Raw genomic sequence first — 25414 nt, 5'->3', positions numbered from 1 at the left:
ACGCTCACGATAACCTCGACAGAAAACAGAGTAGAACGCCAGCCACAGGCTGGTATGCCCGGTCAACGCGATAGCGTTCGGTTGTTGCGGTTTGCGGATCGACGCGCACAATATGATCGCCCTGCTTGGGCAGGAAAACCAGGTCATCTACAGCGAAACTAACCGATGCGTGCGACGACATGACGTGTGCGGCTTCCGGTCGCTCCCTTCCTCCGCCCATCTGCTCGATATCAGGAGAAAAGTCGAACCGACCCTTTACCCTGACTTGAACATCTCGGGTCAGGTCCGCAACGGCAGCGCTCATCTTTCCTTCGGCCATTGGAATAACCGTCGTCGCATCGCCGAAAACTTCTCTCGTCATCGACGGAAGACGCGAGCGGATGCCGTCCAGATCCATGACGATCAGCCTTGAGACTGATCGTTGGAAGCATCGACCTTGATCTGCTCGATCGCAGCCAGAATGGCCGCTTCCCGGATATCTTCCGGCTGGGAGTTCCAATCAGCGACGGACAGTCCGGAATTTTTGTGAGCAGCGGAGACCGCGTCGCCGAGCTGGATCGTCTTGCCGTCCGAAATCTCGATGATAGATGGCTGAACATTCGAGCCGAGCAGTGTTTCATCGCCCAAACTCAGCTGACCGGAACCGGTAGCAGGAGTGAGGTTGACATCCTGCTTCCCGATGCCCCTGGTCTTGCTGGCAGTCTTCGGCTTTTCATCGACCTTGGGCTTCACCGCAGCGTCGTCGACTTTCGCAGCGAACCGGTTTTCGATGAGTGAGTTTCCATAGTCTTCCGGTACCGAAACGGGTTCGTGAGGACCTGCACTGTAATCACTTTCCAGCCCGATGATCGCAGCGGGAATGATGATGCCTCGCGGAGAGGCAATAGTGATTTTCTTTTTGGACATGACGGTTCCTTCCGTTTGTCTCATTGCTGGAACACCAGCGACCTGAATTAGAAAGCCGGGCGACGGGCCCGGCTCCAAGTCATCAAAAGCTGTGTACGAAAGGCGGTCAGGTAAGCGTCAGTTCACGCAGCACCTGAGGTTTGGTGCAGATCGAAACCGCATTCATCTGGACTTCGAGGTCGTAACCCTTGTTGTTTCTCTTGGGTGTGGCGCGACTGTAGAACGGGAGACCGACGGTATTGACGGTCTCGTTGTAATCCGCCGGCGCGAACCTGGTAATGAACAAGTCCGGCACACCTTTCGGAACGACGCGAGCGCGATCATGAGCGATGTAGGGAGCGCCGAGGTTGGCCGTCGCACGGGCACCCGTGCGATAACGCTCGAACGTCGCTCCGCCGAACTCGAACACATCCGGAACGTCCTGGCGAAGAACGACCGCGCCGCTTCCGTACAGGAAGGTTTCCCGCACCGACTTGTGCTGCCACATCGCCTTATGAAACGAACGCCCGGTGAAAACGTGCAACCCGTCATAAGGCTCATCCAGAGAGTCTTCGATGCTGTAGACGACATCCTGAAAAAGCGCGCTCACCAAGGTCGAGTCGACATCGAGCTCAAGCGAGATCGGCGCAGGCACGGCGATACCGAACGCACTGTAGAGATCAACCTGCACAGCACCAGACTTTGAGGTGATAATCCCTTTAACGGCGCCGACGCGCTGGTGCTCGAGCGTCATGGTAAGGTCAGCCGCGTGCCGCTGCGCCTTCCGGTTGACACGCCCCTCGACCGTTTCGAGTTGGCTTTCCGTGCCGAACTCACGAACATTCTGCACTTCATCTGCGGCGATGGCATCATCACGCTGGTAGTGCGGGATGTTGAACGGGACTTTCTGGCGATTTTCGTCGTCGGTCGTTTCGCCAGGACCGCCGCGCGCGCTCGGCTCAACCAGCGAAAGCTTTCCGTCACGCAGCTCGATGGAAATCATCGTCGTGGAGACGCCGTCTTCATCGAAAAGACCGGATGCAGAAATCTGGCCCGGGCGATACGGAACCGAGTTGACAGCGGCCGTCAGGCTTTCGAGGCTGAAGGGATCGCCAGTATGGGCATTGGAAGTGGTCATCGCGGCGGTCTCCTTATCGAGCCTTGATCGTGACGGCGCGCAACTGGGTCAGTTTGGCCGCTCGCTTGGTTGCATCATTGACGCTGGGATCGAAGACCAGCATCGGGTTTTTGACTTCAGCGTCGTTCGTCACGGCAACTGTCGCGACATCAGCATTGGTCGCATCTACCTCGTAACCGAGGATTGCCACGGCTGTTTCAGCGCCTTCCTTTCCCGCCACCTGGGCGACGGGGGACGGAAAGTATTTGCCCGTCGCGGCGACTTTCCCGAGAACCGTGCCGGCCAGCACCTTTCCGGCGCCGGCTGCCACCGTGATAGATTCACGGGAAAGAAGTCCGTTTGCTTCGGAAAGCACGAAGCCGAGATCCCGAGGTGTTTCGGTAACAATGCCAGTCATGGCTTATTTCCCCTGCTGCTGGCGGCGCGACGCATAGATCGCATTCGCGTTGATCTTTGGCTGAGAGGCCTGTGAGGAGGGAGCGGCCGGCGCCGCAAGGTTTGCGGCTTGAACTCGCTGCTGCTCATACTGGGTTGACCCTTGGGGCAGAATGACCGTGGTATCGGCCGCAAGTGGTGCAGCCTTCAAGACGGCGATCGCATGTTCGGCACTCATGTCCGTCTCATGTGCCAGATGTTCGGCGAGGGCTTCGCGTCCCTTGGCGTCTTCACACGCGGTGATTGCTTTGATCCGGGTCTTGCTGTCGGCGAGTGCTTTCGCAACCGCATCCGCAACAAGTTTATTGGTATCGGCGGCTGTCTGTTCCGCCTGTGACAATGGGGGCATCTGAAGGTTCTCCTTATCGATGCTGGGTTGCGCAGGGGCGGACGCCGCTGCAGAAATTTTCGCCTTGGCGCGGGTCCAATCCTTGCTTTTGGCTAATGCGACCAAACGTTTCGGCGCGTTGGCGTAAATCGAATAATCGTGCGCGGCTGTCTGTTTGACCTTTTGCTTGTCGAGCCCTGTCGCGAAACCTTGCTCGACGGCCTCATCCGCGTTCATCCAAAGCTCGGATTTCATGCTCTCGCGGATGTCATCCTTATCGCCGCCGGTCACCTCTGCGTAAATTGACGCGAGGTTCTCCGCATGCTTTTCCATGACCTTGGCAAAAGCCTCCATGTCGGAAGCTGTACCCCAGACCCCGCCGGACGGATCGTGGATCATCATCATGGCTCCGGTCCGCATCAGACGTTCGTCCCCGGCCATTGCTATGACCGATGCGCTGGAAGCGGCCATGGCGTCGACAATGACGGTCACCTTTCCGGCATGGCTCTTCAGAGCATTGAAGATGGCAATGCCAGCGTCCACGTAACCGCCACCAGAATTGAGGCGAACCGTGATCGGCTCATCACGACCATGCTCGACAAGTGCGTCGATAACCTCACGATCAGTAAAACCTTCACCCCAGAAATTGTCGCCGACGAACCCATACAAAATGAGTTCACCGTTCACGAGAATGGTCATGGTGTCTTTCCTTTTAGAACCGGAAGCGCCAGCGTCGTCCGCATCTGCGCTGACCTTGTTTTTCCGAACACAATCGCGAATAGCGCTGGATTTCCTGCTCGAGGAAGGCAGGCTTGGCCGGACTGAAGCGCACCGTTTCCCGCGTCGTCGGGGACTGAATGGAGAACTCTTCAACACTCTCTCCGGCAGCCAGTTTGGTCCGGACAAGTTGCAGTGCGGCCAAAACCTGGCACGGATCATCGGCGTCGACGGTGGCGCCGCCGATCTTTTGCATGTTCGCCATAATCCACCTCAGGCCTTTTGCTTCTGACGCTGGTTCTCGTTCTGCTCTGCTGCAGCCGGTCTGCTACCCATCCCGCGCTCGAAAGGCGAGGGGAGGCCCTGATCCTTGTACCGCTTGTGCCAGCGTGCACGGCTTTCAAACACTTCCTCGGGATCTTGCCCTAATTCAGCGCACTCAGCTTCAAGGGTGCTTGTCCCATTCGTGAGCCGTTCACTCGCTGCGCGCGCCCGCTTTTCGTCATCGGCCGTGGGTTTGGATGGCCCGTGGCAGATCGCGTACTGGATGGCATCGCGATTGGCGCGATACGCTTCCTTCCCCCCTTTGAATGGAATTTCGTCTTCCTCGATCATTTCATCGAGCCAGCTTCCATAAGGCATGAGAAGATGCGGCGAAGCGATACGGTCTGTGCGTCGCTGCGCCAACGGCCAGAGAGAAGAATTCTCCATGTTGGTGCTGGCGTATGTCGCATCAGTGTGATCGAGGGTATAACCACCATAGGAGGTTCCCAGCGCCCTCGCCGTTTCACGATCAAGCGAAGCGCGGAAGTCCTTCAGATCCGGGCCAACGCCGGATATGCTTTTGAATTCAAGATCTTCGCCAGGGGCTAGATGAGAGACACCTGCTCCTGGTCCCAGTTTGATCTCCCCTTCTGCCGCAGCATCGAGTTTTGCCTTGAAGTAATTGGCGAAATCGCCAGCAACTTCATCCATACCTTCAGCACCGCTTGTCTGCATCGCCTCAAGCGCCTCAAAAGCTTCTGCACTCGGCTTTTCACTTTTGAGCACGATCGAATAAATCGTTTGCATGAACCGAAGCTGCGCGGTTGCATCGTCGATGTTTTCCGCCATGAGATATTTGCGGAATGTCGGAGCGAGGGGCGAAATTCCCCGAACATCTTCTGCGGAAAACGGGTCGAAAGCATGCATAACGAGAGGTCTGCCATCTGCGTCCCATGCCGGATAATCCGTTTTAACCGTCAGGCCATCCCGTTTTTCCTCGAAACGGTACATGACAGGCCGCCCATAGGCATCATGGATGATACCCTGAAAAAGCCCCACGACCTCGCTTGTGTCCTGCACCAGCTTCGACGGTGAAACCAAAAGAAATTTGGTTCCGGTCTTTGTCCCCGGAAGACGTTGGGACCTCGGCAGATATACAACAATGCCTGTAGATTCACCGAAGGCAAGCCAGTTCCGCAGACCTATATCCGTCTGCTGCGGGTTGGTCAGCTTGGCACGCAAGTCGCATTCCCGAGGGTTCCAGGCGTAGAACTTCCATTTCGCCTTGACAGTCGCGATCCAATCGATCGCTTCTTTGTCGGAATATCCAAACCTTACGAGATCCGGTTTCGGATTGAGCACCAATTCGACGCCAACTGTATCGGCTATGATCTGGTCGGCGGCGCCGCGCAACTTCCCGCTATTTTGCAGCATGTCCATTGCGAGCCCGGCTGCACGAACCCAGACGCGACGGATTTCGTCACGGTGTTCGCGCAACGAGGCCGGACGCGATGCAATAACACCAGATTGGGTATCGCGGAGATACGCTGCCCTCATGCGCGGAGAGGACGGAGCGCCAGTGGGGCGGGCTGCCGGCACAGCTACACTACCGGCCTTTACCCTCACCCTCGTCTTTTCCGTCATCTGCGTTTCTTCCACCTGTTTTCAGAAGATTTTTTAATGATCGCCGACTTCGTTTCCGGGATCGATCGATTGGGTTGCGAAGGCTGCTGATCCTGCGACAAGCCAAATAAACCATCCTCGAAGTCCAGTTGAGCTTCAGGAATGGGCGTCTCTCTTTCAGCTTCAAGGCGATCCCAGATTGCGTCTGGCAAGCTGCGGATCCCGTAAAGGATAGCAGCCACCTCCGCCTGGTTCATGGTATCAAGACCCTCGTTGGCCTGCGCCGGGTCCTTTTCCCATTTATACTCCGTAAAGCCGTCTTTCTTTTTCTTTGGAACGCGACGCTCCGCTGTCAGCTGCCGGAAATATTCATCTTCCAAGCCGGTCGGAAAACCGACAAATCCTCGCTCAAGGACGTCTGTCTTTGCGACATTCCTGTAAAGCGCCATCTTCAGCACAGAGCCGTTGAAGGTGTAGAACCGTCGAGAATACTTGATGAACTTGCCAGTACGGTGGTTGCGTTCCTTTTTAACCCGCTGCGTCAACGGAGCATGATCGCTGTTAGCGCCACGCACCATGACCACCTTGCTGGCGGGATGCCGCTTCGCCCATTCCCAAACTTCTTCGGTATAGGCGTTACCGTCGATCGCCACCCTGTCGGGTGTGATCCTGCGGCCAACGCTATTTTGCCACGTCTGGTAGACCAGGGCATCCAGACGATCCTGACAGGACTGATCCGAGATATGACCCGGAATGACAAAGTAGTCGACGACAAAGCGGCGAAAATCTCTGCCAAACGCAACGACCTGACACTCGACGCGATCGCCTTGGCAATCGATACCGATCGTTAGCACAAGCCCACCAGGCGGTATCCGTCCACGAGAATACGTAGAATTCACCGCACGATCGCGAAGCGTCTCCCATGGCGGCGCTTCACCGGCCGTGACATAAGCCCGACCGACCGTGTCATTCAGGAACGTTTGCTCCGAGGCCGGGTCGCCACGAGCACCGAGCCATTCTCGCGCGATGCGCTCCCAACTCTGGAGAGCAGAAATTACGGACCAGAGATAGAACGAACGGTGGTGCCGCTTCGCTTTGGGATTGTGTGCTTTCCACTTTCCCTTGCGGACAATCTTGGCGCGATGATGCTCCTCGATTTCACATCCGCATTCGATGCAGGTGAAATGCGCCTTCTCCGGATGATCGTCATCCAGGTTGGCCAGCAAGTTTTCCCATTCGAGCGTCTGCGTGTGACTGCAGTGGGGGCACGGAACATAGAAATGCTCCTGCGAACCCTCCTCGAAATTTTTGGTGATGCGACACCCCGGCATTACCAGAGGCGTCGAGATCTTCAAAATCTTCGCGAATTCGTACGCGCGAGACCGGCTGTCCGCCTGAGTTTCAGGATCGCCGCCGGAATTGTTTTCCCATTTCGACAGGTCATCCTGAACCTGTCGGCGCATCGAAACCTGCGACAACGAAGCGGCAGAGTTGGCGCCAGAAATCTGAATGGCGCCACGCCCGTCCACGCGCTCCTTGTAGAGCAGGCTATCGAGCCCATCCCGATTCTTCATCGGGAAAAGCTTTGCCAGCGCGGATGTATTGCGCAGCATTGGAGCAAGTTTCATCTTGCTCCAGCGGGCCGCATTGTTTTCCGTCGGATGGACGTAAAGGATATCGCCCGGGTCCATCGCGATGGTTCCAAGCGTGAAGATGTTAGCGAGAACGGTACCGCCCAACTGGGCGGATTTCATAATTGTCACCGTCCGGCAAGGATCTGCCGGCGACAGAGCGCCCAAGATTTCGTCGAAATACGGAAACCCGTCTCTGTTGTACGGGCCGGGAAACTGGCTCTCGCGTTCGGAGAAATTGATATTTTGCTCCGCCCAAGCGAGGTAGTCTACCTCAGGCGGAGGCTCCAGGACCTCTCCCATGACGTCGAGAGCCAGACGCTCCGCGTTGGCCGTGTTGACGATCATGGATGTCATGTCAGTTCAGCGTCTCAATCTCTTCGACCTCGAGGGTCGTTTCCATAGTTTCCGGAAGCGTTACAGCCTCGCTTTTCACCTGTTTCGCGCCGTTCGCGCGCACCTTTCGAAACTCGCGCCGCAGCAGATGAAGAACATCACGGTGCGGGACCTTGAATTCCTCTGCAATCGCAGTCGCAAAATCCGTGAGGCCGCCCTCGAACACGAGAAGCATGCTGGATGCGACTTTCACCATCGCCGAACGTGATGCATCGGTCTCGATCAGGGTCCCTGCACTCTTGGCGTCTTCAATCGCGGCATTGCGGTTGACGCGTCGGATCTGCTCCAGCTTCTGCTGTTTGATTTCAAAATCGACGCCGCCGCGGCGCTGAAATGGATCATCATCGAGATCCTTTCGGCCGGGTTTCCCGAGTTCGGGTGTATTGCCACCGTCGTCGTCATCATCAAGACGAGTATCGATCCCGTTGCCTAACCGCTGCGAGACGTCGAGCGATAATCTCAAATCAGCTTTGGCGCGTTCGACATCAATCTTGGCGCGCTGGCCGCTCCCTATGATGGCGGCTCTGCTTATCTGACCGGATGCAATGAATTGCGAAACGCGGCCGGGAGAAACATTGATCAGCGCGGCAAATTCGCTCTTCGAAACTTCCATCTAAAGCTCGACCTTTAATCCTTTAACCAGTTTTAGAAGCTTTAGGCTTCAGTTTTACCCTCAGACTGGCGAGATTTCGGGCCGTTCTCCGCCCGTGGGGGGTGCGCCTCGGGTACGGTCCCTGACCCCAGGGGGGGGGGAGGTCCGAGGGGCACCCGCCCCTTTCGGGTTTGGCATCGGCGATCAGACGAAGATGCCCGGGGCAAGTCGGCTGATCTCGTGCATGACACGATTTGGAAGCTCCTCATTCACCACTGAGGTGAATGCCTCGGCAGCCGCACCCTTCAGCATCTCTGCAGGGATGACCACGCCGCTATCCTGAAACTCCAAAGGCCCACGCTTCTTGCTGGTGCGCTTGTAAACGTGGCCGTTTAGCCCGGACGCCGTTTTTCTTGCCGGGAACTGGCCACCCTTGATGAACGTTCCGGCGAACAACTTGCGCTCGCCAAACGGCGCGGCGGTAACACCAGCGCGCGTTTCCCTCGCCTTGAAATACTTCAGAGATATGTCGCCGCCTTTCGAAGACAGGACATACTGAAGCGCTCCCCGCCCCTCCACAAACCGGCTGGCGTCGGCGCTAGCGCCCCATGCCCGCCCGGTCCTCACAGCGTTCTTGATCACCCCGTAAGTCAGACCGGTTTGTTTTACCAGCGCCCGCACGACCTGCGTTTTAGCTTTGCCACCGGTATGATTGAGCGCTCGCTGCAAACCGAGATGCAACTGATGTCCATCCAGGCGACCAAGGGCATTCTCCATCCGCTGCATGCCAGCGACGTTCTGCCACCGCATGACTAGCGACATAGCAGAGCCTTTCGATCGTTCATCGCCATTACAGCGACGGGGTGCATGGCCGCCTCCATCCTGGGCAACAAAAAACCCGCGCCGGGCGATCCGAAGCGGGTTTTCCAAACTTTTTTACTGTCTCCAAGATATGTCAAGCAACTGTCGCATTTCAACACGTAGACATCAAATAAATCCCAATAAAAATCAAACAATTACGATATTTTTGGAACTTTCCCGATTTCTCGACCATGGTGCATCGTCCGGGCTGTAGAGTTCTACTTCATAGAAACTCAGCTGATTTGCCAACGATTTGCTGAGCGAAACCAAGGCATCCTGCCAAAGTTTCCACTCCATCCTGGCAATAATTGCGCTCCGAATTGGCTCAGCAAGCTCCATCTTGCGATAGGCGCCACGCATCGGCCTCCTTTTTTTCCGGTCGAAGCCATCGGCCTCGAACTGATAAACGCGACCAAAGCAGTCTTTCGCGCTCTTCATGATGAACCATGCCGGTTTTCCCCAGCGCTCCACGACACGCTCCGCAGGCTTTTCCGCAAACCAATCCGGGCCGCGTCCGAGAATAGCCGAGCAAATTACAAGATTGGCTGCACGCCGACCATTCGCACGATCACCGCGGAGACGGAAGGCCTCGATCTCGGCCTGCACGGCCACAGAAACCAGACCGTGATCATCATCCCAGTCCGAGAACGGCGACCAATCATTTTCGACAGTGAAATGACCATCGACCAGATCGCGGACAGCATCAGCCACAACCAACGCATCAAGGTGGGGCTCCAAAGTTACCGCAGATGATGCAGCCATGACGTTGCGCGACCGGTCGATGATGGCTCCCAACTCCAGCATTTCCATGATCATCGTAAAGTTCGATGAAGACGAGCTCGGGCCACCAGCTTCAGCGATATCCCGCACGCAAAGCTCCTGCACAAAAGCCCACTGCAACAGTTTTTCGATACCGATTTTCATTCCTTTGACCCTTTCTGGGTGTTTTTGGACATGTAGGACAGGAAATATATTCAGTTTGGACAGCAAGGAGGACAGGTAGAGTTAAAGTTACTCAATGATTTCAATGATTGGACAGCAAGGACAGATAGTTCAGAGGTTTATGTGATGCGAGACATTCTATTTTTTCGCCATATATCCCGATGGGAATTTGACGTGCGCGAGCGCATGCGCATCATGGAAAACCTGAAAATTGCTGTCCTAGCTGTCCAACCTGCGCAAGCTATTGAAAGAAATGTTCTTTCTGGCTTTGAGCGCGCCGCGCTTACTGTCCGCGCAGCATTGCTTGCTGTCCTAGCTGTCCGCCCCGGACCCTTCGTATGGACAGGCAAGGCAAACAGATGGCTGTATGTCCTGTGTGTACGGCGAAGGGTCCGGGTGTCAAGCATCAAAAGCTCTCGGGGAAAGGTTCATCATCTGAAAAGCGACCTTCAGGCGGACTGCCTATGTCCGGCTTTCCGGCAAACTCGTCCCGAACGCGAATACCGATATATGCGGTGCCATTTGACCGTATTCGCTGAAACTGATGCATGAAACCGTCGGGACCTTTCCAACTCTTCCGGGTTTGGTCTGGCAGTCTCCGTGTAAATGTTGCTTGTCTGATGTCCGCCAAGCCTTCGCGTTTGGCGTATCGCACATACCCATTGTAAAGGTTTTCCGGACTTTCACGGTCACCATCAGCGCCCGTGACATGGCAGGCATTGCGAAGGAATGCGCCGATAGGATCACTCTCTTCTCGATACTCGGCCGTCGCCGCTCGTACACCATCAGGGACGCGCAAACCAAATTGGAGGTATTCGAGTGCCCCTTTCACCATCCATGCAAAGATGCCATCTCGCTCTGTAGCCAAGAGCTTTTCCTTGAGCGTCTTATCAACCTCATCTTCCGGAATTTGTATTTCCCACGGTACCAGGTGAACGCGACGCCATATCCCGTCAGAGTCATCCTTGATGATGGGCTTATGGTTGCCAGAAAGAATGATCTTGAATTGCGGGATGAGTTCAAAAAAATCCTGATGCAACCGACGGACCGCGATAGGTTCGCCGCCCGTCAGCGTCTTGATCAACGCGTCCTTCAGATGCACGCCCATTTCTGGCTCGCTGGCCGCCACGAGGCGAGCGCCGGGCAAGCGGGCGAGGTCTGGCGTCGCCTCCGCACCGCCACGTTTACTGTCACCAGCGAAACTGTCGATCGACATTGATACGGCATAGTCGCCAAGGATCTCGACCATGATGTCTACGAAGGTCGATTTCCCATTTCTGCCGGCTCCATAAAAGAACAGCAAGCATTGTTCGCCTGTAAGGCCGAGCAGGCAGTATCCAAGATATCGCTGCAAAAATGCCCGATAATCAACATTCGGCATGACACGCTGCAGGAACTGTTGGAACATTGGCGCGTCGGCGTCCTGCGAAAAACGCGCTTCGCACAGCTTTGAGATAAGATCGGACGCTCGGTGAGCGTCAACCCTTATCTGCCACTTCCCGGTATCCCCAACCTCCGAGCAGAAGAACCTTAATGTGCCATTTTCACAGTTGAGCGCGAGCAGATCCTTGTTGAGGTCCAGCACCTCCAGAGAGCAATAGGGCGCGGCTTCCTGAAGCATATTGTTGATCTTCGAAGTCCCTGCAGCTTGCTTGGCATGAGCATGTCGTGATGAAATGCGGCCGGACCGGTCTTTTTCGACCTTGTCCATTTTCTCGACATCCTTTTGCAGCCTCTCATATTCGGCCAGCTTTGCGGCATCCCAATCCTTTGCCGCTTTACCTAATTTCTTCAGTTCTTCTCGCGCGATCTTACCGGCCGCGATCTTGGCCTGTTCCTCCTCACTGCAATCCAACCGCACAGCCTCGTCATCAATGAATTCCGCCGTGCGGTGTGCGAGCCGACGAACAACGGAACCGGAAGCATCCTCGAGCCAGCGCTTTCCATCGTAGCCATGCCAACCGACGTGGGTGACGTGACGGATCAGTTCCCCGAAGCGAATAAGAAGCCGATTCGCATTGCCGATGTCCGTTTCCGGCTGCTCGGAGCATTCTTCGAGAATCTCCTCGTCAGAAAGGACAAGGACATCTTCTGTCGGCTCAGGCTCTGCCACCGGCAAAGGGTCCGGGTTCGCGGAATAGATGCGCCGTTGTTGCGCAGCCATCGCCATCATGCGTGCGACATCCTCGGGGACGCCGCCATTTGTCTTCTTCTCTTTTTCCTTCATCTGCGACGCTCCAGGCGCGTCAGACGCTTCTCGGGTATTCTCATGTTTCAATCCCCTTGCTGCATGTTGGCAAACAAGCTGGCGAAATCCTCGCCTTCTGGTGGCCAGAATGGTGTGATGATGCGATGCGGCGCCGACAGACGCGAAACTGTCCGCGCTATGGCCGACGCCGTGAAAACGTGCTCGCTGTCGCCGTCAACGAGTATGATGAGTTCGACAACATGATCTGGCACCTGCACGGCGTCCGTGGGGGCCTGGTCTGGCTTTGGAACTGGACCCTGAATTTTTTGAAATTGCCCGTTACCGACCTTTATTGTCGGGTGCGGAAACGAAGATCGCGGGTCGGCCGGGCCAGCAAGATTGCCGAGATCGCCCGTCGCAGCATAGAATGTGTCAGCCCGCCAACCTTCGGCGCCTGCATAGGCGCATACCGTCTCAATACCTTCACCAAGCACCCACCGCACCGCTCGCGACGCGCCAAAAACTGGGATCATCGACCCTTTTTTTGTGCCGCGCATCTTCTTGGTGGTGACAGGATTTTTGTCCTTATCCAGGATGACTGTGCCGCTTTCATCCCGGATTAATGGCCGGTATTTCGGGGCATTACCCAAATCAATCCATGTTTCATGGCATCCCGTCACACTGCCGTCTGCAGCGACGAAAGGCGCGATCATGGCTGGCCCCATATGCGGACTGGCTGCCCTCCCCATCTCATCCTTGCCATGCCAGTAGGAATGCGCCGGCGCAAAGCGGATATGATCGAGAACGCCCGGATGCGGTTCAAAACCTGTACGCAGCCGAAGATATTGAAATAGCTCCGTGGCATAGGAAAACCCTGAGGAATGAAGATCCCGCGCGTTGCCATAAATGCCCCGCGCCTTGCTGACCTCGATATCGCGGAACCGGTTTTCGCCCGCTTCCTTCTCGCGGTTTTTCCGCTCGTTGTCAGCCTTCAGCTGGGCGATGCGTTCAAGCCGTTCTGCCCGCTGTTCATCGGTTTCACGCTCGCCACCTTCGGGGATATCCTCGTTGAGTGCGGCGGCGCACGCTTCCAGGAAGCCCACCCTGTCACGTAGATCGAGATTGTGGAAATGCGCCATAAGGGCGATGCCGTCACGCCCTCCGCCACAGTTGCGGCAATTAAAAACGTTCTTGACACCATTTATGGAAAACCGGTCTTTGCCGCCGCAGCGCGGGCAAGCGCCAATATGCTCCTTCTGGCCCAGTTTGATGTTAAGCCGCTCGGCAGCCTCGCTTACTGATACGTTACGAGCCCGTTCAACAAACTCTTCGATGATGGGATCAGACATGCGACAGCCTCACACCAGAAGTGGCTGCACGGAGCCGTCGGAGAAAACAGACGCCATTGGCGTGTCCGCGACAGGTTCGTCACCATCCCAACCCTGCGGCCAGGTCTCGGCCGATATGAGTTCGCGAATGCGGCTCTCTTCCTCTTCATTGAGGATATCTATCTTTGGCCGCCCCAGACGCTCCGCTTCGACATTGATTTCAGCCTGAATACTAAGAACCCGGGCAAGCCCCATCAGTCGGGCATCGAATGTCAACGGTCCCATGCGCTGGGGATTAGCGGCGATAGCGCCGTTTTTCAGCCTTTCCACACCAGGTTTACGGAGCCGGTTATGAGGCAAACGCAACTCGCGATACAGCGGCTTCAAGCCCAGCAGGGGAGAAAGATAAGACCACTCCGGCATAGAGACGATCGTCATCAATGCCAAATCTTTCGACGCAAGAGGGCAGCCGGCGCAACCGGTTCTGGCGTTCTTCTCCTCCGCCTCATCGCCACCATATGCATCCGCAATTGCAGTCGTGGCCCAGCCGCCGTATTCAGGCAACGGCGCGTAAAATCTTAGCCAATCCCAGACGTTGCACACGCGCCAATGCAGAAGAGGGGCAAGGGTTGCTATGCGACCGCGGATGCCTTTCGCCTGCGGCAATACCTGCTGATACCAGCCCTGCCCGCATTCTGCTCCATCCTTGCCACACGACATGACAATACGTTGGTCACGGATCGCACTTTCACCTTGCCGGACACCTGTGATCATCAGGATATTTCCATCAATCTCGTTAATCCGGCGCTCCAAAGCCTCCGTCATAGGATCAATCTTTATCTGACGGGTACACCAGCGGAGGGTGTTGTTATTTGGCGGAGGAACCCCGCGACCGAGGATGTAAACGAGGAACCTCTTATCGAGCGGCGCCCGGACAACCTCGCACCGGATACCCCTTGCGGCCATCTGCAACATGATCCGCTCAGCAGCAATCGCCAGCGGCGGCAACTCTTGGCGCGTGTCGGCATAAAAAACTGAAAGCGACTTCGGCCGAGCCAGCTGTCCAGTGTCCAACAGATGGAGGATAAGCGTCAGGGTCGCACTGCTATCTTTCCCTCCGGACCAAGCTATGCCCCAGTGGTCATGATCAGGGCCATATGCCTGCATGGATTGAAGAGTAAGCTCCACCGCATCGTCATAGACGAGGCGTTCAGACCCTTCGAACAAAGTCGGCTGCATCATGCCGCCACCTGCACAGCAACGAGATGATTGCAATTCGCGCCTATCAGCGCTTCGGCCACAGGCGGGCTAACACTGTTCCCGACACAGGAGACCTGCACGGATTTCGGAAACGCTATCCACGTTTCCTTGCCGTCTTCCGACACCCAGACACCATCGATCTGATAATCGCCGGGGAAACCTTGCGCATTAAACAGTTCGCGCGGCGTAAGCATCCGCATGCCGATATCGACGATGACGAAGGTGTGCCCGTCGATTTCGAGGGTTACGAACTCACGCTCATCCCAGAACCCGTGCGATCGCATAAAATCCGCGACTTCGCGGGCGCGGGCAGCCTTTTCTTCCGTAAATGGTGGCACATCAAGCATCGCCTCGACATGGCCGTGCCGGTCTTTCGTGGTGATGGTGCGCGCTGGCTGGTTTTCTTCGCCACCATCGCCCGTGCCGTAATAGGCCTGAAGGAATGGTGTCACCAGTTGCGATTTGCCAGCACCATTAGCCATCACCGTCGCAGACGGACGGTCGATCTCGTGCCCGGTTGACGTGCCAAACTGGCGCGCCACGAAGGCGGACACAACGCCTTGCTGCGATCCGCTTTGCGTTGCGGTGGACATCGGGACATCGGCAGGTCTGCCCGGATTGACGCCACCCTCGCGGCGGCTGTCATTATTATGCTGCGCGACGAACGCGACGGCGGCAGCGTGTTTGACGCCGCCAGCAACAACCGTTCCCAAAGGCTTGTCTATGTCGAGGCATCGCGGTGACTGCCCGTCCCGCTCGCCATAGCCGGTCTGTATGAGCGTCGGGACGATGACGCTGTTCTGATCCTTTTTGCTGGCCGTGATCGTATGGTGAGGATCTTCGACGGATCGATTGGACCCGCCGTGCTGCGCGGCAGTCAGGACAGGCGCGACCAGGGAGAGGCCTGCGCCGCCAGCGGTGATCGTATGCGTCGGCTCATCAGCACCATTGAAGGGCTTGCCGGCGTTGCGCATCGTCATCAGGTGCGGGGCGATCATACCGATCGGCGCGGCGCCGCCTGGCTTCTTGATATAACTGTTCGCTGTAACGGTCGGCGCGGGCTCGCGCATGTCGCTGCCTGTCGCACCGGTATTGAACCGGATCACCGAAGGCGCGACCACGGCATGCCGGTTCTCGCAAGGTATCGTCGATATCGGCTCAGACAGTTCCCGCGTCCGTTCCGCCCTCAGGTCACCATGGCCGTAATAGCTGACCATGTGCGGGAGAACGACGGCCTTCTCACCACGATTCGCACCGGTCACCGTTTTAACGGGCTCCGCAATATCTTCGCAGCGCGCGCCGTGCGTCAGGTTAACGATGAAAGGCCGATCCGCATCGAGCACATAACGTTTCATGCCGCGCGCAACACGAGCCATGGTATTGTCCGCCAGAGGCCTGATAGCCTTCAGACCGTGCTTCTCGGCGATATCGGCCGAGCTATCGAAGATCGACGGGCATGGGATCGACCAGTCGATGCATTCCGCCGCGGTGCGCCACGGTAGCTTGCGACCGGCGATCACGTCAGCATCATCGGGAGCGCCGTGCGTCGGTTCCGGCCAGACGATCTTTTGACCATCAAAACGGATGATGACGAAAAGGCGCTTGCGGATCGTCGGTGCGCCGTAATCGCAGGCACGCAATTCCCGCTTCTCCAGCTTTCCCCCGAGGCGGCGAAGCTTCTTGCACCATTGCTGGAAGGTTTCGCCTTTCCGCTCCGGATCCGGCATCAATCCCCTGTCGGTCTGGACGAGCGGCCCCCACGTCGCAAATTCCTCGACGTTCTCCATGATGATAACGTCGATCTTGCCCCCGCTTTTCTGGACACGTTCGACCCAGAACGGAATGATATGAGCGAGGTCACGGATATTGCGCTCGACCGGCTTGCCGCCCTTGGCCTTGCTGAAATGCTTGCAATCAGGAGAGAACCAGGCGAGGCCTATATGCTGCCCAGCCACGTAATCAAGCGGATCGACCTTGTAGATGTTTTCCGAGATGTGCAGCGTGTCAGGATGATTGGCTGCATGTAGGGCAAGCGCCTGCGGATTATGATTGATGGCAAGGTCAGGTGAGCGACCCAGCGCCATCTCGATTCCGGTGGAGGCGCCTCCGCCCCCCGCAAAGCTATCGACGATCAGCGGCAGGCCGTGGTTCCAACGGTTTTTAATCGAAAATTGCGGAGGCGGTGCGAGGTGATCAAGTAAGCTTTCAGCGTACATTGAGCGCTCCTTTTTCGGCCAACTGCTCAGATGCAGTCCGAGCAAAAAGAACGCATGGCGGAGACTGAAAAACTATCTCCATCGGAGAGCGCTCAATGTTTGTCAGATCCGCGACATCGCTCGGATGGTTGGCTGCATGTAGCGCCAACGGTTGAAGATCATGATTGAGGTACGTGAAAAGATCGTTGGACGGCGTTTTGGCAAGCATTGGAAAACTCCGGTTGGCGAAGATCTGAAAGTTCAGCGTCACTTGCGATCCGCAGGCGTCCGCTGAGGAGGAATGCGTCCACGACCGTGCTCAGTTCTCGGCCGCTTTGGGTCGCAAACCAGCTGTCGCGCTCCGACAGTGCGATGAATGGTGTGCCGCGCGACCAGCCGCGCAGGTGATGCGCCTTGGTGACCGAGCGGATTTCATCGATGTTCGAAAGAGGGATGCCGAAAGCGTCAAGCGTCTTGCGGCACTCATAGAGGGTGGGCGCTATCACCAGCACGATGCGGGGGCGCCGGGTGGCAAGACGGATCAACATCAGCCATCCCCGTTGGAAGCGGTCGAGATATCGCGCGGATCAATCGCCTCGGCAACCACGGCGCCCATTTTCGTCAACTCATAAGGCTGGATGAAACCTTGCTCCGCGACGCCTATGGGACGGACGAGACCCTTCGCCTGAAGGTCTTTGAGGGCGTGCACGCCGTGGTTATGCCGGAGGCCTGTTTCATCCTCGATCTGCCCGCGCCGCCAGTGCGTCCGCCCAACCTTGGGCATCTTCGCGAGCACGCGGCAAGCATAAAGGTCGAGACCTTCCACAATCTCGTCGACCTGGCGAGGCGTGATGCGTTCGCCGCTATGGCGCGCAGCCTGCATCCGTTCCGGCATGCAATACCGGTGGCGCTGCGCCAGATGTTCCGCGAGTGCCATAGCCGAGATGCCGCAGAGCTGGAGGATGCGGCGGGCAGAATATCCTGCATCGGTCAGCATGCGGCACAGATCCGAACGCATATGAGGCGGCAAACCATCGAACTTTTCAGGGGTCACATCGAACGCGCTTGGTGCGGCCGGATGTTTTCCCTGCACAGCATAATCCCTGAAAACCGTCACCATCGTCATGCGTAATTCCCCTGTCGTTCATGGTCTTGTGAATGTTGGGCAAGCAGCTTCCGCTCGTATTCGAGCCTCTTGTCGAGCCAGACCTCGATCTTGTCCCTGAGAGCTTCGTGGTCGTAAAAGAGCCCGCCGCGGAGACGGCGCTCGAACCACACCTGTTCAGCCGTGGACCGGCCGCCAGCTGCAAAATGCGTGAGGACGCTCTTCCCGTCTGGAATTTCCTCGATCTCGATGATGGAAGTGGCGACCTGCACCCAGTCAGGAAGAGATGCAACGCGGCAGTAAAAAAACCGCTGTGCCGCCTGCTCCGCCCGATCCGTGACGATGTAGAGAGAGACCGGGTCGCTCACTCCGCAGCCTCCAAGGTGTCGAAGAGGCTGGGCATGTCTTTCTCACGGGCCATCGCTTCCACGTACTTGCAGCCATCGAGAAAGTAGCCAGCGTTAAGCTCAGTCGCGACGGCCTTCCGCTCCAGCTTGATCGCTCGGTAAGGCACGGTCATCAAACCGCCGAACGGATCGAACACCGTCTCACCCGGTTCTGAATATTGAGCAAGGGCCCGATCGACGATGTCGAACTGAAGCGGGCAAAGGTGCATTTCCTTGCCCGCCGCTGCCTGCAGCGTGTTCATCGAAAGCATACGGGTGATATCGGTCCAGGTGTCGTCAGACGTGGAATGTGGTGGCAGCAGCATGAAGGTTGAGGGCAGCATGCCCCGCTCTTCCAGATGCTCGGCGATTTTCACATGGTGCTCAAAATCATAGACTGTCTCGAGAGAGTAACGCTTCCACAGCTTGAATATCTGGTGATGCTCCAAGCCGGCCAATTCTTCTATCGAGAGCAGACGATTGCCGGAGCTCGGCATGTAGCCGTGGGCGTCAAGTTGCCAACGCGCGCGGCTGTATCCGTCGGGATTGTCCCAGTGACCCTGTTTCCATTCCCGCTTCTGTTTTTTTACCGGGTTGTCGGCATATCCGTTCGAATTGTCCGACGGCGGCTTCCGGAAGATCAGGAGGTATTCCGGAAGACCATTACCCATTCGGGTCCCGTCCTTGCATTGTTCCGACCATCCCAGGCGATATGTCTGATTGTTCTCGCGGACCACGTCCGTGGTTATCGTCTTCCGAGACAGGAACGCGAACCCGTGCCGCTTGAACCGGGCGATGCAATCGTCAGAGAACGGGTAAACGGTTTGAAAACCCAGACCCGTCATACCACCGGGAACGATGCGATCCTTGACGTGTATTGCCGCGACGCGTCCAGGTGCCAGAACCCGCAGCAATTCCGGGATAAGGAAATCCATCTGCTGCCAGAAATGCTCATTGTCTTCTGTATGGCCGAAGTCGGCATAGTTCGGTGAATACTCGTACTGGGTGGAGAACGGGATCGATGTGACGATCAGGTCAACGCTGTTGGAGCCCATCTTCTGGCACTCCACCACGCAATCATTGTTGACCAGCCGATAGCCCGGGCCGGAAACTTCGATCCGCTCAACACCCATGGCGCGCGTGAGGGTTTCAGCCATCGCCGCAGACGATAGGCCATACTTGCGAATGATATCTGTCATGATTGCCATCTGCTCCACGTGGCGACGCCATTTGGCTTCGAGGTTGTCGCGCACCGGCCGTTCCGCCTCGGTGTAGATGAGGTCGATCCGAACTTTGTGCGTCTGGAGAAAGCGCTGGATACGGTGAACCGCCTGGATGAAGTCATTGAACTTGTGACCAATGCCGAGGAAGATTGCCCACCAGCAATGACGCTGAAAATTGCAGCCCGAGCCGAGCATGACGGGCTTGGCTGCGATTTCGCGAATGCGGCCATGCGAGAAACCGACGATCGACTGTTCACGATCGTCGAGGTCCTGTGCGCCATAGACGCTGACCACATCGGGAATGGCAACCTCGATCGCCAGCCGCTCAGCCTCAAGATCGTGCCAAATGATGCGGTGCGCGTCGGGATCTTCGGCGCGCAGTTCCATCATCCTGGCAATGCGAATACCCAGGCTATCCCGCTTCTCCCTCGCCGTGTCGGAAAGAGACGCTGCAGCATTGCGCAGAAGGCGGCCCTGCCCGCTCTTTTCGGTACCGGCCGATGCATGGTCAGCAGGCAACTCATGCCAGCGCACCTCAATTTCCGGTAGTTCGTAACCTTCGTCGGAGCATCCGAGATCGGAGGGCTTCTGGACAAACAGCCCCCAACTTGCGACCCACAGCCAGAACTCATGCTCCTTGTGCGGATGGATGGTGAGCGTGTCAGCCTTTTCCGAATTGCGTTTGAAAAACCGCGTTTTCGCCTGCCCGACATCCATCACTTCGAGGAAAGCGGAATAGGCCAACAGTTCAACGTACTGGTTTGGGGAAGGCGTCGCCGTGGCAAGAAACTTGAACCGGATGCCATCAAACAGTCGCATGAACTCGCGGAACGTCTTGGTCCCTCCGAACCCGCGAAGGCAGGCAGCCTCATCGAGAGACGCGACAGTGAACAATCGGGGATCAATCTTGCCCTCTCGCACCGTCTCGTAATTTGTCATGTAGAGGCCCGCCTCACCAGCCTCAAGGATCGACCGGATAAAGGTCAGCGATGGCACGCGCTCCGGATGACCTTCCTGCCAAGCCCGAAGCGCGGCACGCTGCGCATCGGTGATACGGGGATGGATGCCGGTGACCAGCAATTCACAGTCCTGCCGGAACTCTTGGCGCACGCCGAGCGGCAACACCAGCAGCCCTCGCCCGCCAAACCGAGCGATGACGATGCGCAGGATTTCAATCTGGATAACACTCTTGCCGAGGCCGAATGCTGCGAAGACTGCCCGTCGTCCTCCCCGGCATGCCCAGATGATGATCAGCTTCTGGTGAGGCTGCAGAATCGGGTTGATGTCGTCAGCCGAGACTTCGAAACCACCTTCCTGGGCGATTGCGACTTTCGATGCGAGGAATTGATTATAATCGCGGAGCATCAATCTCGCTCCCCTATATGAGCGATGGCAGCCTTGATGGCAGCCAAGCAATCTTCCGCCGACGCACCATCGCTCCAGCGCTTCACCTGTCGACGTATTTCTTTCAGCTGGGCCTTTCGGCTTTCACCGACACGCTGGCGAAGACGATCACGATCGGCTTTCGATTTACAGAGGGGGGGCGTCATCGCGTCGCCCTCCGCGCCAGGCGTTCCGAGAACACGAGCGCTTGCCCGTCGTGCACTTCGGATGACATGAAAAATCCCGGCTCACGACGGACGAGCGAGCGCATCGGCATATTCGTCAGCAGCGTGCCGAAACTCATTTCGCGAAATTGCTGGCTCACGGCATGTGCGCGGGTCTCCAACAACAACTGCCAGCCGACATTCTGGCGCCGGAACTCGGGCTCAACAAAAAGCATATCAAGCCACAGCAGGCCCGGCTCAGGCTCGTAAAAGACAGAGACGCCGAGGCGCAGGAACCCGTCTTGCGTCGCGCGACGCGCGACCAGTGCGGTTTCATGGCCCGTCAAAGGTCCACGGTTCGCGGGGATGGCGCCTTCCGCCTGCCCGCGCTCCATGCATTTCTGCGCATATGCCAGCGTATCGTCTTCGCAGGGCTTCAGGAGAAAGTTCATTGCTCTCCTCCCTTGACGACGCGGAGGCCGACTATCTCACCGCCGCGCGCGGCAACGACTGCCAAGGCCTGGCGGAACTTCGCCGTCGCCTGCTCGATCTCGTTCGAAATTCGGTCCATCTGCCGGCTTTCAGCGACACTGAAAAAACCATCTGAAGAAGCAGCAGCGCTGCTCGACATGAGTTCCCCAACCTTGGCGATCAGCGCTGCCTTTGCCTGCTGGACGCAAATGTCGGCCTGACGATCAAGATCGGGATCCGATAGCCGGCGACCCGAAAGCTCCGCCATCGCGGAAGTCACGACCGGAACGCCACAGTCGTCCTCGAGCGCATGAACAGCGGAAAGCGGCATCAACTCTGGATCAGCCGCATTATTCATGCGCCCGATGTGGCTTTTGGAGATGGAAGATATCTCGGCCGCACGCTCGATGCCGCCGACGAGTTTGATCAGGTCACGCTGTGCGGACTTGATGCGGTGAAACCATGCGTCTTGGAACATGACAAAGCCTTTCCCGCGCCGGGAAATTTCCCTGCGTTTTCCCGTGGTGGGAATGAATTGAAAATGTGAGGTTCAGTGCGTCAGCAGATCACGGGGGATCACATGACGGAGACTTTCTTTTTTCATCGCCGGAGGGCAGAACAGCATGCGACAGTCCGCTACCAACCTGGGGCAACTCATGACCGATATTCCCGCCGACGACGGCAGCCAGATCACGGGGCGCATCTTCGCGCTGGAGATCATTCTCCGGCAACTTCTGGAGACGCACCCCGATATCGAAAATTTTCTGAACGAGACGGATGCACGACTCGATCGACAGGAGGCCGCGCTTTTGAAGGCTGCCCCCAACGAGGAGAGGTACATCGTCAACATGCTCGAAGGCGGGCGAATGACGGTGGACGAATTCCGCTTCCAACTTGTCGGCCGCCGCACTCGGCGGTAGCCGGCACGGAAACCGCACAAGCAAACGCTCCGGAAGGAGTATGGCTGTCTCAGCAAGCGGGATCGTCGAGGATTGAGCGCGACGATCGCACAGCAGACGGAAAATGGCGCATGACAGCCGGGAGCCCCCAACCGTCATGCGCCAGCGTACTCCCGGGAGGAAAGGGAGCAGGTATCTGGTTGCGGAGGCGAGATTCGAACTCGCGATCTCGTGGTTATGAGCCACGCGGGATGACCTCTTCCCTACTCCGACATAAAGGGTTGGAAACAGCTTCATCGTGCCGCCTCCTGTGGACGCGGAACACCTCGTGGCCAGTCTGATCCATCGGGCCAGTTCGAACTGAACCAAGCCACGACCTCGTCATACTTCTTCGCCGTGAACGTCTTACCCGAGCGAATGCGGGCAAAGAAACGGCTATCAGCGGCGCAATGCCTCCCAACAGTCGTCTCACCCAGTTCGCGGGCAGAGCAAAACGCTTCCGAAAGAGCCAACAGATGATTTGCAAGTTGAGTTTCCATGCACCCCTTATAGTGGGATGCTTCCCACTTTGCAATAGGAAACATCCCATTCGCATTTGGAGGGGGAAATTTCCTATTATCGCAGCATGAGCACACTTCAAAAAATTGCGATCGAGCGACTGAAAGAACTGGATCTTGGGCCGGTAGAAGCCGCCGTGAAAGCGGGGATCGAGCGGACCTTCCTTCGCGATCTCGTCGACGGTAAAAAATCCACAGTCACGCTTAAGAAAATGCCTGATCTGGCTAAGGCTTTGCGACTGGACGCCGATGCACTGATCAGAGGAGAGGTTGTGCGGCTGGCCGATGATGAAGAGCCGGTGGTCCAAACCATTACCAAACCGAACGCAAGCTTCCCCCCACGCTTCCAGAAGTTTGACGGTGACGGATATATACCCCTGCTCGGCCAATCGATTGGTGGGCCAAACGGTCGCTTTATTCTAAATGGTTCTGAAGTCGGACGGCTATTCGTTCCCCCGATGCTGGAGGGCGTTGAAGGCGCGTATGCTGTAAGGGTTTACGGGACTTCTATGGAGCCCCGATTCAAAGCCGGCGAAACTGTCTGGATTAACCCGAACGAGCCCGTACGCGCGGGCGATGACGTCATTGTCCAGGTCGCGACTGAAGAGGAAAATCAGCGGGAGAGCTACATCAAGGAGTTTCGTTCGCAGTCGAGCAAGGTGACGCGACTATGGCAGCACAATCCTGAGGATGACGAGCCGAACGAGGTGACTTTCCCGTCATCTAAGGTTTTCTCCATACATAAGATCGTTTTTCACGCCACTGTTTGACTGGCGAGACCCTCGATCCACTTCGGCCTTATAGTGAGGTTTCTGTGCGTTGGCGGGACCTTTGGGCATTCAGAACAACGTATTTTACGACACAACTGCATGTAGTTGTGCACGCCTAAGGCTGCCGCCTCCCGAAGGTTTCTGTAACCAAGCAGGCGCGAGTGCCCGCAATCATCACAAGCCACGTAAAGCGAGTCTAGCTCGATAACCAATCGCATGGCGTCTGGATGATTGACCGGCGACGTTGCCATCTTCCTCTCCTGTTTGTTCTCATTTCGTTCTCATCAAAAAAGACATGACTTGCTGAAAGAGTCGAGTCCAAACTGATTCGTTTTTCGCGCAACTTCCCAAGCCACTCAATTCAAAAGGGAATTTTTCTCATTGGATGGGAAGCAAATGCGCCGATAGGACGTATCCCACTTTTCCTATTGCTAAGTGGGATGTTTCCCACTATAACGCTGTTCATCCAAGCCGAACCACATGGCATGGAGACGACCGGATGGCGCCCAATCCCCTGCCCCGCCATCCGGTCCAACCTTTCAGAGGATGGAGAGCAAAATGCAGAGCAAGGAAGAAAAACTTATTCAGGATATGGCGGACGCCATGCGCCGCTACGGCGACGGTTGCACCTCCGAAGAACTGAACCGTCATTTCACACAAGCTGAAATCGCACGATACGGCGCCCGGGCAAGAGCCCGCGCCTACGATCAGGCTGTGCGGCAAATTCGCAAACGGGCTGCATGACGTCACGTCCGATTTCGGTGACCGCCTCAAATTCGAGGCGGCATCCGAAACGGATGGAGACGTTCCCATGATCCAAATATTGCCGATGTGCGCTTCACCTAAAGAGCAGGTTCAAAACGAACTCGCGCCCCGGGTAGACCTGCTTTGCCGCGTGCTTTTTGCACTCGCTGTGTTCTTCGCACTGGTTTCAGCCACCGGTCTCGTCTGTGGCGTTTCGATGCTTGCCAGCGACGCTATCGGAGGGATCGTGTGATGACATCGATCTCCGCCCCCCGCCTCTGCAGCAAGCGCATCGACTTCTTTCGGCCGGACGGTTCGTTGATGGACCTTGCGCATCCCGAAGCGTGTGAGATCGATTTCAACGAAGTTGCGTTCGGCCTCGCCAAAATCAATCGCTTCACCGGAACATATCCTGGCGTCGGATATAGCGACGCCCAGCATTGCGTTATGGGCGCTCAGGCGCTTTTGCGTGAAGGGGAAGACGAGCTCACCGCGGCGCTGTTCCTCCTGCATGATGCGCACGAATACAAGCTTGGTGACGATAGCCGCCCTAAACAGGATCTTGTCGCCGCAATGCTCGACGACTTTTCGCCTAAGTCCGCTGAAGCTTACCGGTCCGTTGTCGCTTCAGCAAAGGCCGGATGGGACAGTGCCATCTATGCGGCGGCAGGTTTGCCCGCGCCGAGTGCGTGGACGAAGAAACAGGCGCACGCTGTCGAGCGCATGGATGTCCGCATGGCTGCCGCCGAGGCGGAAAGCCTTTTCGGCGCCGCCGCGCGCAAGAAGTATCCCTTATCCAGGTTTCCCGCTCCCCTAACCATCGGCGCAATTACGCCGTGGGCACCAGCGAAGGCCGAACTCGCGTTTCTGGAGTGCTTCGATCGGTTGATAGGCATCCAGCAGCGGATGAACGCAGCCAACAACAACCT

The 25414-nt window shown here is 56.9% G+C and carries 26 protein-coding genes, 1 tRNA gene and 1 pseudogene; 5 read left to right on the top strand and 23 right to left on the bottom strand.

Translation table 11 applies throughout. The features are described 5' to 3' along the window. Positions 1-4: 4 nt before the first annotated feature. The 22 genes from FY156_23675 to FY156_23570 all read right to left on the bottom strand — a co-directional run bounded on the left by FY156_23675 (position 5) and on the right by FY156_23570 (position 21993). Positions 5-397 carry a hypothetical protein gene (locus tag FY156_23675; GenBank protein ID UXS04467.1) on the bottom strand — a complete coding sequence of 131 codons (393 nt, stop codon included), beginning with the start codon at positions 395-397 and terminating at the stop codon, positions 5-7. 5 nt (positions 398-402) lie between these two features. After that, positions 403-906 carry a hypothetical protein gene (locus FY156_23670; GenBank protein ID UXS04466.1) on the bottom strand — a complete coding sequence of 168 codons (504 nt, stop codon included), beginning with the start codon at positions 904-906 and terminating at the stop codon, positions 403-405. Between the two features lie 106 nt (positions 907-1012). Continuing rightward, the gene (locus FY156_23665) at positions 1013-2023 is read right to left on the bottom strand and encodes a major capsid protein (GenBank protein UXS04465.1); all 1011 of its coding nucleotides are present in this window, start codon (positions 2021-2023) and stop codon (positions 1013-1015) included. 13 nt (positions 2024-2036) lie between these two features. Then, the gene (locus tag FY156_23660; protein ID UXS04464.1) at positions 2037-2420 is read right to left on the bottom strand and encodes a head decoration protein; all 384 of its coding nucleotides are present in this window, start codon (positions 2418-2420) and stop codon (positions 2037-2039) included. Between the two features lie 3 nt (positions 2421-2423). After that, positions 2424-3485, bottom strand: coding sequence for a Clp protease ClpP (locus FY156_23655; protein ID UXS04463.1), 1062 nt, complete (start codon positions 3483-3485; stop codon positions 2424-2426). 13 nt (positions 3486-3498) lie between these two features. Further along, entirely contained in the window at positions 3499-3759 is a 261-nt protein-coding gene (locus FY156_23650) for a hypothetical protein (protein UXS04462.1), read from the bottom strand. A gap of 17 nt (positions 3760-3776) precedes the next feature. Then, positions 3777-5411 (bottom strand): phage portal protein, encoded by a 1635-nt coding sequence (locus FY156_23645; protein ID UXS04461.1) that lies wholly within the window; start codon positions 5409-5411, stop codon positions 3777-3779. Next, positions 5408-7378, bottom strand: a complete 1971-nt coding sequence (locus FY156_23640; GenBank protein ID UXS04460.1) for a terminase — start codon at positions 7376-7378, stop codon at positions 5408-5410. Before FY156_23640 ends, FY156_23645 begins: the two co-directional genes overlap by 4 nt. A 1-nt stretch (position 7379) precedes the next feature. Next, positions 7380-8030 carry a hypothetical protein gene (locus tag FY156_23635; GenBank protein ID UXS04459.1) on the bottom strand — a complete coding sequence of 217 codons (651 nt, stop codon included), beginning with the start codon at positions 8028-8030 and terminating at the stop codon, positions 7380-7382. Between the two features lie 183 nt (positions 8031-8213). Then, the gene (locus FY156_23630; GenBank protein ID UXS04458.1) at positions 8214-8819 is read right to left on the bottom strand and encodes a hypothetical protein; all 606 of its coding nucleotides are present in this window, start codon (positions 8817-8819) and stop codon (positions 8214-8216) included. 198 nt (positions 8820-9017) lie between these two features. Further along, a complete protein-coding gene (locus FY156_23625; protein ID UXS04457.1) occupies positions 9018-9794 on the bottom strand; it encodes a hypothetical protein in 777 nt (258 codons plus the stop codon). 424 nt (positions 9795-10218) lie between these two features. Then, a complete protein-coding gene (locus FY156_23620) occupies positions 10219-12039 on the bottom strand; it encodes a hypothetical protein (GenBank protein UXS04456.1) in 1821 nt (606 codons plus the stop codon). A gap of 47 nt (positions 12040-12086) precedes the next feature. Beyond that, entirely contained in the window at positions 12087-13349 is a 1263-nt protein-coding gene (locus FY156_23615) for a hypothetical protein (protein ID UXS04455.1), read from the bottom strand. Between the two features lie 9 nt (positions 13350-13358). Beyond that, complete coding sequence (locus FY156_23610) at positions 13359-14570, bottom strand: phosphoadenosine phosphosulfate reductase family protein (protein ID UXS04454.1); 1212 nt, start codon at positions 14568-14570, stop codon at positions 13359-13361. Then, positions 14567-16804: a C-5 cytosine-specific DNA methylase gene (locus FY156_23605; protein ID UXS04453.1), complete on the bottom strand. Its 2238-nt coding sequence runs from the start codon at positions 16802-16804 to the stop codon at positions 14567-14569. The genes FY156_23610 and FY156_23605 overlap by 4 nt, the downstream gene beginning before the upstream one ends. A gap of 158 nt (positions 16805-16962) precedes the next feature. Beyond that, complete coding sequence (locus tag FY156_23600) at positions 16963-17331, bottom strand: hypothetical protein (protein ID UXS04452.1); 369 nt, start codon at positions 17329-17331, stop codon at positions 16963-16965. Then, positions 17331-17909 (bottom strand): hypothetical protein, encoded by a 579-nt coding sequence (locus FY156_23595; protein UXS04451.1) that lies wholly within the window; start codon positions 17907-17909, stop codon positions 17331-17333. Before FY156_23595 ends, FY156_23600 begins: the two co-directional genes overlap by 1 nt. Then, positions 17906-18256 (bottom strand): hypothetical protein, encoded by a 351-nt coding sequence (locus tag FY156_23590; protein UXS04450.1) that lies wholly within the window; start codon positions 18254-18256, stop codon positions 17906-17908. Before FY156_23590 ends, FY156_23595 begins: the two co-directional genes overlap by 4 nt. Next, complete coding sequence (locus FY156_23585) at positions 18253-20862, bottom strand: DNA methylase N-4 (GenBank protein ID UXS04449.1); 2610 nt, start codon at positions 20860-20862, stop codon at positions 18253-18255. The genes FY156_23590 and FY156_23585 overlap by 4 nt, the downstream gene beginning before the upstream one ends. Next, positions 20862-21047 (bottom strand): hypothetical protein, encoded by a 186-nt coding sequence (locus tag FY156_23580; protein ID UXS04448.1) that lies wholly within the window; start codon positions 21045-21047, stop codon positions 20862-20864. Before FY156_23580 ends, FY156_23585 begins: the two co-directional genes overlap by 1 nt. Further along, positions 21044-21496 (bottom strand): GNAT family N-acetyltransferase, encoded by a 453-nt coding sequence (locus FY156_23575; GenBank protein ID UXS04447.1) that lies wholly within the window; start codon positions 21494-21496, stop codon positions 21044-21046. The genes FY156_23580 and FY156_23575 overlap by 4 nt, the downstream gene beginning before the upstream one ends. Beyond that, positions 21493-21993 carry a hypothetical protein gene (locus FY156_23570; GenBank protein ID UXS04446.1) on the bottom strand — a complete coding sequence of 167 codons (501 nt, stop codon included), beginning with the start codon at positions 21991-21993 and terminating at the stop codon, positions 21493-21495. The genes FY156_23575 and FY156_23570 overlap by 4 nt, the downstream gene beginning before the upstream one ends. A 145-nt stretch (positions 21994-22138) precedes the next feature. Between FY156_23570 and FY156_23565 the strand changes: the two genes are divergently transcribed. Further along, on the top strand, positions 22139-22435 hold the full coding sequence (locus FY156_23565; protein UXS04445.1) for a hypothetical protein: 297 nt from the start codon (positions 22139-22141) through the stop codon (positions 22433-22435). Positions 22436-22611: 176 nt separating this feature from the next. On the opposite strand, the gene FY156_23560 is transcribed toward FY156_23565, so the two are convergent. Continuing rightward, a tRNA-Met gene (locus tag FY156_23560) sits at positions 22612-22688 on the bottom strand. Positions 22689-23039: 351 nt separating this feature from the next. On the opposite strand from FY156_23560, the gene FY156_23555 reads away from it, so the two are divergent. The 4 genes and pseudogenes from FY156_23555 to FY156_23540 all read left to right on the top strand — a co-directional run bounded on the left by FY156_23555 (position 23040) and on the right by FY156_23540 (position 25379). Then, positions 23040-23741: a helix-turn-helix transcriptional regulator gene (locus tag FY156_23555; GenBank protein ID UXS04444.1), complete on the top strand. Its 702-nt coding sequence runs from the start codon at positions 23040-23042 to the stop codon at positions 23739-23741. Between the two features lie 558 nt (positions 23742-24299). Continuing rightward, positions 24300-24485, top strand: a complete 186-nt coding sequence (locus FY156_23550; protein UXS04443.1) for a hypothetical protein — start codon at positions 24300-24302, stop codon at positions 24483-24485. A gap of 67 nt (positions 24486-24552) precedes the next feature. Continuing rightward, on the top strand, positions 24553-24738 hold the full coding sequence (locus tag FY156_23545) for a hypothetical protein (protein UXS04442.1): 186 nt from the start codon (positions 24553-24555) through the stop codon (positions 24736-24738). Beyond that, a pseudogene (locus tag FY156_23540) lies at positions 24738-25379 on the top strand (hypothetical protein). Before FY156_23545 ends, FY156_23540 begins: the two are co-directional and overlap by 1 nt. Positions 25380-25414 lie beyond the last annotated feature (35 nt).

The sequence above is a fragment of the Agrobacterium tumefaciens genome (assembly GCA_025559845.1).
Classification (GTDB): domain Bacteria; phylum Pseudomonadota; class Alphaproteobacteria; order Rhizobiales; family Rhizobiaceae; genus Agrobacterium.
Note: the sequence above shows the minus strand (reverse complement) of the source record. Positions and strands in the feature narration are given on the sequence as shown.

What these genes read in the sequence shown, in the direction of transcription:
- FY156_23610 (UXS04454.1), bottom strand. Translation starts at nt 14,570, where the DNA reads ATGATGCAGCCGACTTTGTTCGAAGGGTCTGAACGCCTCGTCTATGAC.
- FY156_23655 (UXS04463.1), bottom strand. Translation starts at nt 3,485, where the DNA reads ATGACCATTCTCGTGAACGGTGAACTCATTTTGTATGGGTTCGTCGGC.
- FY156_23555 (UXS04444.1), top strand. Translation starts at nt 23,040, where the DNA reads ATGAGCACACTTCAAAAAATTGCGATCGAGCGACTGAAAGAACTGGAT.
- FY156_23550 (UXS04443.1), top strand. Translation starts at nt 24,300, where the DNA reads ATGCAGAGCAAGGAAGAAAAACTTATTCAGGATATGGCGGACGCCATG.
- FY156_23635 (UXS04459.1), bottom strand. Translation starts at nt 8,030, where the DNA reads ATGGAAGTTTCGAAGAGCGAATTTGCCGCGCTGATCAATGTTTCTCCC.
- FY156_23640 (UXS04460.1), bottom strand. Translation starts at nt 7,378, where the DNA reads ATGACATCCATGATCGTCAACACGGCCAACGCGGAGCGTCTGGCTCTC.
- FY156_23615 (UXS04455.1), bottom strand. Translation starts at nt 13,349, where the DNA reads ATGTCTGATCCCATCATCGAAGAGTTTGTTGAACGGGCTCGTAACGTA.
- FY156_23670 (UXS04466.1), bottom strand. Translation starts at nt 906, where the DNA reads ATGTCCAAAAAGAAAATCACTATTGCCTCTCCGCGAGGCATCATCATT.
- FY156_23630 (UXS04458.1), bottom strand. Translation starts at nt 8,819, where the DNA reads ATGCGGTGGCAGAACGTCGCTGGCATGCAGCGGATGGAGAATGCCCTT.
- FY156_23575 (UXS04447.1), bottom strand. Translation starts at nt 21,496, where the DNA reads ATGAACTTTCTCCTGAAGCCCTGCGAAGACGATACGCTGGCATATGCG.
- FY156_23600 (UXS04452.1), bottom strand. Translation starts at nt 17,331, where the DNA reads ATGTTGATCCGTCTTGCCACCCGGCGCCCCCGCATCGTGCTGGTGATA.
- FY156_23665 (UXS04465.1), bottom strand. Translation starts at nt 2,023, where the DNA reads ATGACCACTTCCAATGCCCATACTGGCGATCCCTTCAGCCTCGAAAGC.
- FY156_23585 (UXS04449.1), bottom strand. Translation starts at nt 20,862, where the DNA reads ATGCTCCGCGATTATAATCAATTCCTCGCATCGAAAGTCGCAATCGCC.
- FY156_23605 (UXS04453.1), bottom strand. Translation starts at nt 16,804, where the DNA reads ATGTACGCTGAAAGCTTACTTGATCACCTCGCACCGCCTCCGCAATTT.
- FY156_23645 (UXS04461.1), bottom strand. Translation starts at nt 5,411, where the DNA reads ATGACGGAAAAGACGAGGGTGAGGGTAAAGGCCGGTAGTGTAGCTGTG.
- FY156_23675 (UXS04467.1), bottom strand. Translation starts at nt 397, where the DNA reads ATGGATCTGGACGGCATCCGCTCGCGTCTTCCGTCGATGACGAGAGAA.
- FY156_23570 (UXS04446.1), bottom strand. Translation starts at nt 21,993, where the DNA reads ATGTTCCAAGACGCATGGTTTCACCGCATCAAGTCCGCACAGCGTGAC.
- FY156_23660 (UXS04464.1), bottom strand. Translation starts at nt 2,420, where the DNA reads ATGACTGGCATTGTTACCGAAACACCTCGGGATCTCGGCTTCGTGCTT.
- FY156_23595 (UXS04451.1), bottom strand. Translation starts at nt 17,909, where the DNA reads ATGACGATGGTGACGGTTTTCAGGGATTATGCTGTGCAGGGAAAACAT.
- FY156_23565 (UXS04445.1), top strand. Translation starts at nt 22,139, where the DNA reads ATGCGACAGTCCGCTACCAACCTGGGGCAACTCATGACCGATATTCCC.
- FY156_23620 (UXS04456.1), bottom strand. Translation starts at nt 12,039, where the DNA reads ATGAAGGAAAAAGAGAAGAAGACAAATGGCGGCGTCCCCGAGGATGTC.
- FY156_23545 (UXS04442.1), top strand. Translation starts at nt 24,553, where the DNA reads ATGATCCAAATATTGCCGATGTGCGCTTCACCTAAAGAGCAGGTTCAA.
- FY156_23650 (UXS04462.1), bottom strand. Translation starts at nt 3,759, where the DNA reads ATGCAAAAGATCGGCGGCGCCACCGTCGACGCCGATGATCCGTGCCAG.
- FY156_23625 (UXS04457.1), bottom strand. Translation starts at nt 9,794, where the DNA reads ATGAAAATCGGTATCGAAAAACTGTTGCAGTGGGCTTTTGTGCAGGAG.
- FY156_23580 (UXS04448.1), bottom strand. Translation starts at nt 21,047, where the DNA reads ATGACGCCCCCCCTCTGTAAATCGAAAGCCGATCGTGATCGTCTTCGC.